At 31.0% G+C, this 11,084-nt stretch carries 12 protein-coding genes; 5 read left to right on the top strand and 7 right to left on the bottom strand.

Annotated features, from left to right (window positions below; genetic code table 11):
• The first annotated feature begins 169 nt into the window (after positions 1 to 169).
• The 5 genes from EG240_RS16480 to EG240_RS07410 all read left to right on the top strand — a co-directional run bounded on the left by EG240_RS16480 (position 170) and on the right by EG240_RS07410 (position 2,938).
• The gene (locus tag EG240_RS16480) at positions 170 to 346 is read left to right on the top strand and encodes a hypothetical protein (protein ID WP_158612003.1); all 177 of its coding nucleotides are present in this window, start codon (positions 170 to 172) and stop codon (positions 344 to 346) included.
• A gap of 132 nt (positions 347 to 478) precedes the next feature.
• Positions 479 to 1,363 (top strand): hypothetical protein, encoded by an 885-nt coding sequence (locus EG240_RS07425; RefSeq protein ID WP_125018761.1) that lies wholly within the window; start codon positions 479 to 481, stop codon positions 1,361 to 1,363.
• A gap of 100 nt (positions 1,364 to 1,463) precedes the next feature.
• Positions 1,464 to 1,793, top strand: a complete 330-nt coding sequence (locus tag EG240_RS07420; protein ID WP_125018760.1) for an ArsR/SmtB family transcription factor — start codon at positions 1,464 to 1,466, stop codon at positions 1,791 to 1,793.
• A 55-nt stretch (positions 1,794 to 1,848) separates the two neighbouring features.
• The gene (locus tag EG240_RS07415; RefSeq protein WP_125018759.1) at positions 1,849 to 2,313 is read left to right on the top strand and encodes a DUF6428 family protein; all 465 of its coding nucleotides are present in this window, start codon (positions 1,849 to 1,851) and stop codon (positions 2,311 to 2,313) included.
• A gap of 10 nt (positions 2,314 to 2,323) precedes the next feature.
• Positions 2,324 to 2,938: an arsenate-mycothiol transferase ArsC gene (locus tag EG240_RS07410; protein ID WP_125018758.1), complete on the top strand. Its 615-nt coding sequence runs from the start codon at positions 2,324 to 2,326 to the stop codon at positions 2,936 to 2,938.
• Between the two features lie 34 nt (positions 2,939 to 2,972).
• Here EG240_RS07410 and dnaB read toward each other — a convergent pair whose 3' ends face one another.
• From dnaB to EG240_RS07375, 7 genes are all read right to left on the bottom strand, one after another.
• Positions 2,973 to 4,523 (bottom strand): replicative DNA helicase, encoded by a 1,551-nt coding sequence (gene dnaB, locus EG240_RS07405; RefSeq protein WP_125018757.1) that lies wholly within the window; start codon positions 4,521 to 4,523, stop codon positions 2,973 to 2,975.
• A 139-nt stretch (positions 4,524 to 4,662) separates the two neighbouring features.
• Entirely contained in the window at positions 4,663 to 5,616 is a 954-nt protein-coding gene (locus EG240_RS07400; protein ID WP_125018756.1) for an acetyl-CoA carboxylase carboxyltransferase subunit alpha, read from the bottom strand.
• A gap of 52 nt (positions 5,617 to 5,668) precedes the next feature.
• Positions 5,669 to 6,556: a DMT family transporter gene (locus tag EG240_RS07395; protein ID WP_125018755.1), complete on the bottom strand. Its 888-nt coding sequence runs from the start codon at positions 6,554 to 6,556 to the stop codon at positions 5,669 to 5,671.
• Complete coding sequence (locus EG240_RS07390) at positions 6,543 to 7,616, bottom strand: LptF/LptG family permease (protein ID WP_125018754.1); 1,074 nt, start codon at positions 7,614 to 7,616, stop codon at positions 6,543 to 6,545. Before EG240_RS07390 ends, EG240_RS07395 begins: the two co-directional genes overlap by 14 nt.
• Positions 7,617 to 7,629: 13 nt before the next feature.
• Positions 7,630 to 8,760: a tRNA guanosine(34) transglycosylase Tgt gene (gene tgt, locus EG240_RS07385; RefSeq protein ID WP_125018753.1), complete on the bottom strand. Its 1,131-nt coding sequence runs from the start codon at positions 8,758 to 8,760 to the stop codon at positions 7,630 to 7,632.
• A 112-nt stretch (positions 8,761 to 8,872) separates the two neighbouring features.
• Positions 8,873 to 9,904 (bottom strand): iron ABC transporter permease, encoded by a 1,032-nt coding sequence (locus EG240_RS07380; protein ID WP_125018752.1) that lies wholly within the window; start codon positions 9,902 to 9,904, stop codon positions 8,873 to 8,875.
• Positions 9,905 to 11,044, bottom strand: coding sequence for an ABC transporter substrate-binding protein (locus EG240_RS07375; RefSeq protein WP_125018751.1), 1,140 nt, complete (start codon positions 11,042 to 11,044; stop codon positions 9,905 to 9,907).
• Between the last annotated feature and the right edge of the window lie 40 nt (positions 11,045 to 11,084).

The raw sequence follows: 11,084 nt of genomic DNA, 5'->3' as shown, positions 1-11,084 counted from the left end.
ATTAAATTTGAACATCTAAATTCCAGTCAGTTAGCTTTGTATTAATAATCGAATTCAGGTTTACAATAAAAAAAAGCAAAAACAAAAAGAATATTTTTACAATGATGATGAAAAACTTAAATCAACAATTTCATATTTCTATGATAACAAAAATCGACTTATAAAAACTGTGAAAACAACATTTGATTTATTCACAAACCCTAAACAAAAGCGAGATACAAAATTTATTATTTCTTATAAATATGATGATATTGGAAATGTAATCGAAGAAGAAATATTCGATGATTTTATGGATAAAAAAGGTAAAGTTGACATTTATAAATATGAGTACGAATTTTATGGGTAATAATCAATTAAGCCTAACATTCCTATTTTGTCATTAAATCAATTATAAAAAACAATTTACTGATCTTAAAAACATTACAATTGTTTTTTTGTTTAATTTTATGATAACCGTTCAATAAAACATCACAAAAAAATGCTTACGAAAATACAAGAATTCATATATCACATTCTAAACAATTCGTTTCTTAATAGAAATAAATTACTTTACGATTTTGGCGTATTGTTTTATGGAATTGGGGTTTTGATGAATATTGTTTTTTCTTTTTATGGATTAGCTTGGATTTTTTTAATAGTTGGAATATTTTTTATTTTCTATTCTGAAAAAAATCAAATTACTAAATTAGTTACCTTATTCATTTTTCCAATTTTGGTTATCATCTTTTATTTCATCTTGCTTTTTTCGGGTGGAAATGAATTTGTTTTATTTTTATTTGCGCTGCTTTTTACATTTCCATTCTTAAAAAAATTAATGATTTGGATTGGAAAAACTAAAGCTAGAATTAACACTACAGTTCTAATTTTTTCAATCTTAATAATTACTCGAATATCGATTTTTGCATTTTCTAAAATGAAAGTAATCCAATCCGAAATCTATCCAAATCTTTATTTAATTGACAATTTATCATCTAATCAAGATAGTGTTGAAAGCTTAATAAAAAAGATTAGCCTAGAAAATTTAAATAAAGACTTTATTGGAAAAGAATACAAACATAGATTCTACAATGAAGATAGCAGTAAATTTTGGATAAGTTATAATCTAAATTTTTATGAATATACAACCTCAGGTATTGAAGGTGGTACAAGTCATTTTATAAAAAACGAACAAGATTGGGATGGCGGATTTAGTGATAATACTTTACAAGATCATCACAAAGAAGCGCAAATAGGAATGTTAAACATAGAATATTGTAAAAACGATACTTTAAATTATTACGTTACTATAGATTATTATAGAAGAGAAACACTAATAAAAACAGATACTTTAATCAAAAATTGTAAAAAAGAAATCGATAACTAAATTCAAAATTTCTATTCAAATGAAGCTTAGCTTAAATATATCTGTTTCGTTTTAAAACTTAAATTTATTATCGTAATATTGCAATATAATTATATCAATAATGGGAATCACCAAAACCGATTTACATTCTGAAAAAGAAAATTATTTAGCCAGCCTGTTTAAAGTTTTGGCGCATCCGGCACGAATTGCCATTTTACAGCACATTATCAATCAACAATCGTGTATTTGCAATGATTTGGTTGAAGAATTAGGATTGGCACAAGCAACGATTTCTCAACATTTAAAAGAATTAAAATCAATTGGAATTTTAAAAGGAACGATTGAAGGTAAATCTATTTGTTATTGTATAAACGAAGAAACTTGGAAAAATATTCAAACCGAATTCAACCTTTTCTTCAATCAAAACATCGAAGTAAAAACGTGTTGCTAATACGTCTTTTTATCAAAACCAACATCGTAATATTGCAATATAAAATTAATAAAATATGAAATTAAACGAAATCAAACAACTATTACCTACATTAGAAAATGTAGAATTTGTATTAGAAAATGGAACATCTGTACCAGAACATTTTCACGTGACGGAAGTTGGTCAAATCACAAAAAAATTCATTGATTGTGGAGGCGTTATTCGCACAGAAAAAACGGTAAATTTTCAACTTTGGAATGCCGATGACTATGAACATCGATTAAAACCAAGCAAACTACTAAACATTATTCAACTTTCTGAAGATAAATTGGGAATTGAAGACGCAGAAATTGAAGTGGAATATCAATCGGAAACCATCGGAAAATACGATTTAGAATTTAACGGAAAGCATTTTGTATTAAAAAATAAAACAACAGCCTGTTTAGCCGAAGATGCTTGTGGAATTCCATCACAAAAGCCGAAAATTAAAATCGGAGAAAACACAACGTCTTGTTGCGATCCAAAATCGGGTTGTTGTTAATCGAGCTTTTATGTTTGAAAAATTAAACAAAGTCATTCAAAATCAGATATTAAATTTTGAAATCAGTAACGACAGAAAAATAATTTTACAACCTTTAATAGATTACATTCAACAAAAAATAGTTTCGAAAGAAGATATAAATCTAAATTTTATTTGCACACATAATTCTAGAAGAAGTCATTTAGCACAAATTTGGGCAAAAACTGCAGCGTCATATTATACCATTAAAAATGTACAATCATATTCCGGCGGAACAAAAGTTACTGCTTTATTTCCAAAAATAATAGAAACACTAAACAATCAAGGTTTTGAAATTTCAATAATTTCAGAAACAAGTAATCCTGTATATGCGATTAAATATGATGAAAATACAATTCCTATCATAGGCTTTTCTAAAAGATATGATCATCCATTTAATCCTGTTTCACAGTTTGCTGCAATTATGACTTGCTCGCAAGTGGAAAAAGATTGCCCTCTAATTTTTGGCCCAGAAAAAAGTTTTTCATTAAATTATGAAGACCCAAAGATTTCTGATGGAACAGATATTCAAAGTCAAATTTATGAAACACGAAGTTTAGAAATTGCTCGCGAAATATTTTACATTTTCAATAAAATAAAAACATAAAAAAATCCTGATGTAAACATCAGGATTTAATATTTTAAAACGGAACGTCGTTATCATCGTTAGCACTACTTCCAAAAGGAGCTCCAAAAATAGCATTTCCATTCGGTAAATGTTTAGTTAAATCATTTGAATCTTCTCCATCATTCATACGCGAAGGCAATTCTCCAAAAGGCATATTTCCATCTTCTAAATTATCAAACTTACCGAATTTACCTAAGAATTTCAAACGAATATTATCCAAGCCACCATTTCTGTGTTTTGCCACAATAAATTCTGCTTGACCTTCGGTTGGTGTTCCTTCATCGTCATCCCATTGTTCAATTTTATAATACTCTGGACGATAAATAAACGATACAATATCCGCATCCTGCTCAATCGCTCCAGATTCACGTAAATCGGAAAGTAAAGGACGTTTAGAAGTTCCACGAGTTTCAACGGCACGTGATAACTGAGAAAGTGCAATTACCGGAACTTCAAGTTCTTTTGCTAATGCTTTCAAATTTCGAGAAATCGTAGAAATTTCCTGTTCACGGTTTCCACCACCTTTACCATTTCCGCCAGCTGTCATCAACTGCAAGTAGTCAATAATAATTAATTTAATTCCGTGTTGCGAAGATAAACGGCGCGCTTTTGCACGTAAATCGAAAATCGAAAGCGATGGCGTATCATCAATATATAATGGAGCTTTTTCTAAATCTTTTACTTTTACGTTAAGCTGTTCCCACTCGTGTTGTTCTAATTTACCCGTACGAAGTTTTTCTGAAGGAAGTCCAGTTTCCGAAGAAATCAAACGTGTGATTAACTGAACCGAAGACATCTCAAGTGAGAATAACGCAACTCCAAAATTCGCATCAATAGCAATATTACGAGCCATCGAAAGTACGAATGCCGTTTTACCCATCCCGGGACGAGCCGCAATAATAATTAAATCTGACGGTTGCCATCCTGAAGTTAAAGCATCTAATTTATGAAAACCTGTCGGTAAACCAGAAAGTCCTTCTCTACCACCAATTTCTTGAATACGCTTCTTAGCTTGTGCTACTAAAGATTGAGCTGTTTCAGAACTTTTTTTGATATTTCCTTGAGTTACTTCATAGAGTTTAGCTTCAGCTTTATCTAACAAATCAAAAACATCGGTTGTTTCATCGTAAGATTCTTCGATAATTTCATTTGAAATTTTAATCAAACTACGTTGAATAAATTTCTGAAGAATGATACGTGAATGGAACTCGATATGTGCAGATGAACTGATTTTCTGTGTAAGATTAATCAGATAAAAATCACCTCCAGCTTGGTCTAATTTTCCATTTTTACGAAGTTGCGTAGAAACGGTTAATAAATCGATAGGTTGATTTCCAACAAAAAGTTGGTCGATAGCTTCAAAAATAATACGATGCGAATCTTTATAAAAAGCATCTGCAGTTAAAATATCAATTACCTCTTCAACTCCTTTTTTATCAATCATCATTGCACCCAAAACCGCTTCTTCTAAATCTACGGCTTGCGGTGGAATTTTACCTTTTTCAAGGCTAATAATATTTTTATTTTCTTTACGTAAAGGTGCTATTTCTTTTTGCTGTTCCATGAAGCTAATTTAAGTCAAAATTCTGTGCTTATCAATGATAATTTATCCACTATCATTGTTCACAAGTCGATTCAAATTGTTAACAACTAAAAAGTCAGAGCGTTAACTCTGACTTTCATTGATATCTTGTAGAAAAAAATTAATCTTTATATTCTCCCATATGGCTATATTTATCCATACGTTCGTCTATTAATTTTTCGATTGATTTTTTATTCAATTCTTCAAAAGTTGAAACGATATATTTTTTCACAGTTTCAAAAGTTGTTTCTTTATCGTAATGAGCTCCACCAAGCGGTTCTGGAATAATTCCATCAATAAGCTTATTCTTTTTCATATCGATAGAAGTTAATTTAAGTGCGTCTGCTGCTCTTTCTTTAAATTCCCAACTTCTCCATAAAATAGAAGAACAAGATTCTGGAGAAATCACCGAATACCAAGTATTTTCTAACATGTAAACACGGTCACCAACACCAATTCCTAAAGCTCCACCAGAAGCACCTTCACCAATAATAATAGTGATGATTTGTGTTTTTAGACGGAACATTTCAAGAATATTTCTTGCGATAGCTTCACCTTGTCCACGTTCTTCAGCTTCTAATCCTGGATAAGCACCTGGAGTATCAACTAAAGTTACAACAGGAATACCGAACTTTTCTGCCATTTTCATTAAACGTAAAGCTTTGCGGTATCCTTCTGGATTTGCCATACCAAAATTACGGTATTGACGTGTTTTAGTGTTTGTTCCTTTTTGTTGACCAATAAACATAAACGTTTGGTCTCCAATTTTTCCCATTCCACCTATCATTGCTTTATCATCTTTTACACCGCGATCTCCAAATAATTCTTGGAATGTATCACCGCATAAAGCTTTGATGTAATCTAAAGTATATGGACGATTTGGATGACGAGATAATTGAACACGTTGCCAAGCCGTTAAGTTTTTGTATATTTCTTTTTTAGTATCTTCTAATTTCTTCTCGATATTTTTACAAGTTTCAGAAACATCAACATCAGATTCATGTCCGATAATCGTACATTTATCTAATTGTTCTGCTAACTCTTTAATTGGAAGTTCAAAATCTAAATATTCCATAGTTATCTATCGTTTTGATTTTTTTTTTACAGTTTACAAAGATAAACTTTTATTAAATAACTTTTCGTTTTTTCCTATTTTTAAAATAAACGTTTAAAAGTACTGTGGATAAAATAATTACAGCTCCTAAATAGAATTCAGGTGTCATTTTTTCTTGATTCTTGAAAATGATTACAGCCAATAAAATTCCATAAATTGGTTCTAAATTTATAGTTAGCATACAAGTATATGGCGACAAATATTTCATTATATTAATTGAAGCTATAAAAGGATAAGCCGTACAAACCGATCCTAAAATCAACAACCAAAGCCAGTCTAATTTTTGAAAATGAAATACTTCAGAAGTAAAGCCTCCAATAAAAAACATACAAAATGTCAAAAATAATAAACCGCCTAGAAGCTCGTAGAAACTAATTCCATTCGAATCGTATTTCCCCGCAAATTTACCGTTGATTATCGAAAAACTTGCTGATAAAAAAGCCGAAAATAAAGCGACCAAAATACCTGCAACATATTGCGTTTCAACACTGAATATAATTCCCAAACCAACAACTACTAATATTCCTAGAAAAACCTCATACCAAACTATTTTTCGTTTAAAGAAAATCGGTTCTAAAATGGAAGTAAAAAATGCACCTGTTGAAATACAAGCTAATGTAATGGAGATATTAGATATTTTAATCGCATGAAAAAATGTAAACCAATGTAAGGCAATTACAAATCCACAAACAATAAAAGTTGTGATAAGTTTAGGCGAAAATTTTAATGAAATTTTTCTAATTTTTATATAAACAAAAATCAGAACTAAAGCTATTAAAATTCGGGTCCAAACTAAAGGTAAAGCACTTAATGAAATTAACTCACCAAGTATTGCTGTAAATCCCCAAATGAAAACTATTAAATGAAGTTGTAGGTGATTTTTAAAATTAGCGTCTAGCATTTTTCAATAAAAACACAGCCATGATTCCAAAAACAACATTTGGAAACCAAACTGCAAATAAGGGATTTATACTTGAAGCTTCGGCAAGCGTACCGAAAATTTTATCAAAGAAAATATAGGTAAAGGCAAAGGCAATTCCAAGAGCAAGGTTCACTCCCATTCCACCTCTACGCTTTGTTGATGAAACGGCAACGGCAATAATCGTAAGGATAAATGCCGAAACCGGAACACTATATTTTTTATATTTTACTACTAAATAGGAATTTATATTTGACGAACCACGCATTTTCTCTTTTTCGATGAATCGATTTAATTCACCAAGATTCATTGTTTCTGCAGCATAAACTGTTGGTGTTAAATCATCAATTTCGAAATCAAATTTGACGTTTTTTTGATCTTCGGTTTCGATTTTATCATCTAATTCACCAACGATTCGTTTTGCGTAACCTTTTAATGTATAATCTTTTGTACTATCGTTATAAATAATACGATTGGCTTTGATTTTATATTCTAATTTATTTCCTTCAAATTTTTCTAATGTAAAATTATAACCTGTTTTTGTATTTAAATTAAAATTACTTACATAGATAAATTCATTCTCACTCAACTGTTTATAGACGTTCATTGTTTCACGAACTTCTCCACGTCTTAGATATTTAAAACGAAAATCGTTATAACCTGCACTTGCAGGTGGCACAATAAAGAATCCAAAAATCAATGCAATTAATGAAATGATAGCAGCACCAACAATATAAGGTCGAAGAAAACGATTGTATGAAATTCCAGAACTTAAGATAGCTACAATTTCTGTATTACTCGCTAATTTTGAGGTAAACCAAATAATCGAAATAAACAAGAAAATAGGAAAAAGCATATTTGCAAAATAGACCGTAAAGTCTAAATAATATTCCAAAACTGCTTCGATTGGCACTTTACTTTCAAGAATTTTATTAATTCTATCGGCAACGTCAATAGCTATCCCAATAGGAATAAAAAGCAGTAACATCACAAAGAATGTTCCTAAATAACGTTTTAAAATATACCAATCAATTATTTTCATATAATATCTTTAATTATAAACGGGTAGCCATTTGTTTCACCATCTTTTCTTTCCAAGCATAGAAAGTTCCTGCTAAGATTTGCTGTCTAGCTTCGCGAACCAACCACATATAAAAACCTAAGTTATGAATGGTAGCAATTTGTTTACCTAAATATTCGTTTGCAACAAAAAGGTGACGTAAATAGGCTTTTGAATAATCTAAATCTACCCAAGTGTGTCCCATTGGATCTATTGGAGAGAAATCGTCTTCCCATTTTTTATTTTTGATATTAATGAAACCTTCAGATGTAAACAACATTCCGTTTCTTGCGTTACGTGTTGGCATCACACAATCAAACATATCAATACCTAAAGCGATATTCTCTAAAATATTAATTGGTGTACCAACTCCCATTAAATAACGAGGTTTATCTTCTGGAAGAATGTTTGTAACCACTTCACACATTTCGTACATTTCTTCTGCTGGTTCACCAACAGATAATCCACCAATTGCGTTTCCAACAGCACCTGCGTTTGCAATATATTCTGCAGATTGCGCTCTTAAATCTTTAAATGTTGATCCTTGAACAATTGGAAAGAATGCTTGATCGTAACCGTATTTTGTCGGAACTTTTTCTAAATGTGAAATACAACGATCCAACCAACGATGTGTCATGTGCATCGAACGTTTTGCGTAACGATAATCACATGGATATGGCGTACATTCATCAAAAGCCATGATAATATCAGCTCCGATAGTACGTTGAATTTCCATTACCTTTTCTGGAGAAAAGAAATGATAAGACCCATCGATATGCGATTTGAATTTCACACCTTCTTCTTTAATTTTTCTTCTTCCTGAAAGGGAATAAACTTGGAAACCACCAGAATCTGTTAAGATATTTCTATCCCAGTTCATGAATTTATGTAATCCACCTGCTTTTTCAAGGATTTCCGTTTTTGGACGTAAATACAAATGATAGGTATTTCCTAAAATAATATCTGGATTGATGTCTTCTTTTAATTCGCGTTGGTGCACACCTTTTACAGATGCAACTGTACCAACAGGCATAAATATTGGAGTTTCGATAACTCCGTGGTCTGTAGTAATTTTCCCGGCTCTAGCTTTAGATAACGGATCTTTATGTAATAAATCGAATTTCATGTCTATATTTTACAATTTGCAAATATAAAGCGATTCTTTTATTTAATGTTTTATTTCTGAAAATATTCACAATTAAAATTTGAATCGATTGAAATCATTTTACATAGATAAATTAAGTCCTGAAACCTTGCTTTCGCAACAGCAAATAAATAACAATTGGAGCGCCAACGATACTCGTAATCGCATTAATTGGAAGTATAAAAGATTCGCCTGGCAACTGACAAACAGCATCGCAAAACAATAGTATTATGGCTCCCAAAAGTAAATTCCCAAAGAATAAGCAAAAGTGATTACTACTTTTAAAAATCATTTTGGTAATATGCGGAATAGCCAAACCAACAAAAGCAATCGGTCCTGCAAAAGCCGTACAAGTACCCGATAAAATTGCAGTTGCAAGAATGATTAAAACTCTGGATTTCTTAATATTTACTCCTAAGCTTCTTGCATAATTTTCACCTAGAAGCAAGGCATTTAACGTCTTTAAATATCGGAAAGAAAGCAATAATCCAATAAAAATAACCAATGTCATAATCAAAATATTCTGCCAAGTAACATTTCCTAAACTTCCTAAAGACCAAAAGGTAAATTTCTTCAATTCTTCTGCCGAAGAAAAATATGAAAGTACCCCAACTATAGCACCTGCAAAGCTTCCAAACATCAAACCTACAATCAATAAGGTCATTGTATCTCTGATTTTTCTCGAAACCAAAAGAATGATAAACAACACCAATAAACTTCCTAAAACTGAAGCCAAAACCAAAGCCAATGAAGAGGTAAAATATTGTTTTACAGCAAATGGAAACAACGAACCACCTAAAATAACTAACGCTACACCTAAACTCGACCCCGAACTCAATCCTAAAACATACGGATCAGCCATTGGATTTTTAAACAGCGTTTGCATTAACATTCCACTGATTGACAAGGCCATTCCAACCAAGACAGCAACAATAGCCTTGGGCAAACGATAGTTTAAAATGATATATTTCCAGCTTTCTTTGTCTGCATCTTGAAAAATCAAAATAGAAACCACATCTTTAAACGCAATTTGCACCGATCCGATAGACAAATTGAGAATAAAAACGAGGATTAAAATTAAGAATAATCCAAAAGCAAGTATTTTTTGTTTAGACGTAAAAAGCATTTATTTCAAAGGTTCTATAAAATACGGTTGATAATTTGGTAACGCGTTTGGATGAAAAATATGAATTAAATCTTTCAAAATTAAATCGGGTCTGTTTGGTGCTTCTTCATAAAATAAAGTTCCTCCACTTACTCCTTTTTTAACGCTATAGGAATAAACTTTTTTATCTTTAAAAGCTGAAAATTGGGCATAATGTGGATTTGCATTTTGCATTTGCTGATAGGTTGAAAATTCTCCTGGTCCAATCCAAAAATCGGCATTTTGAGCTCTGTCAAAAACAGATTCAAATCCTAAGGAAATACTTCCAACACCTTTACTTTCACTCCACAAATAATTTCCACCTGCATCTTTGATAAACTGGGCCATCCAACTCTCTCCTTCAGGCAAATACCAAACATCTTGATACAAAGAACCACTTAAAACGCTTGGTTTATTCGGCAAATTCGAAACTAATTTTTTAGCATCATTGTAAGAAGAAACGACTTGATCAAAAGCAGCTTTAGCTTCGTTATTTTTATCATACAAAGCGCCAAAAAACTTAATCCATTCGGCTTTACCTAAAGGTGAATTTTCAACCCAATCACCGTTATAAACAATTTTTAATCCGGCATTTTTGATATTTTCTAATTTTTTATTTTCTCCATCGTAACTATGTCCAACAATTAAATCGGGTTGTAAATCTAAAACCAGTTCTAAATTTACATTTTCGTTATCATCTAATTCGGTAATTTTATGCGCATCAATATCCTTTCGAATTACTTCATTTGAGATATAATCAAGTCCAGGAAAACCAACTAACGAATTTTCAACGCCTAACTCAACCAGCGAAGGAATATGCGTAGTTGAAGTGACAACTGCCTTTTTAATAGGTATTTGAATTTGCATAAAATTCGATAAACTATCTGGAATCGAATTTAAATCTTTACTCAAAACATACGTATATTTTTGTTCTGAATTTGGCCAAGGATTGGTTACTTTTAAAACAGAAAAATCATCATATTGCAATAATTCAAAACCCGTTGCATAAACGATTTCATTTTTTACAATTTCGCTTTTTTGAATCGAATTTTCTTTTTCCTTACAAGAAACAAGCATAACAAATCCAATACAAACTATTGATTTCAAAAAATTAAATTTCATTCTGTTTTATTTTAAATCACAAATGTAGTTTTTAATTTTA

It is taken from the genome of Paenimyroides tangerinum (assembly GCF_003865405.1).
Classification (GTDB): Bacteria; Bacteroidota; Bacteroidia; order Flavobacteriales; family Flavobacteriaceae; genus Flavobacterium; species Flavobacterium tangerinum.
This window is presented reverse-complemented; position numbering and strand designations above follow the sequence as displayed.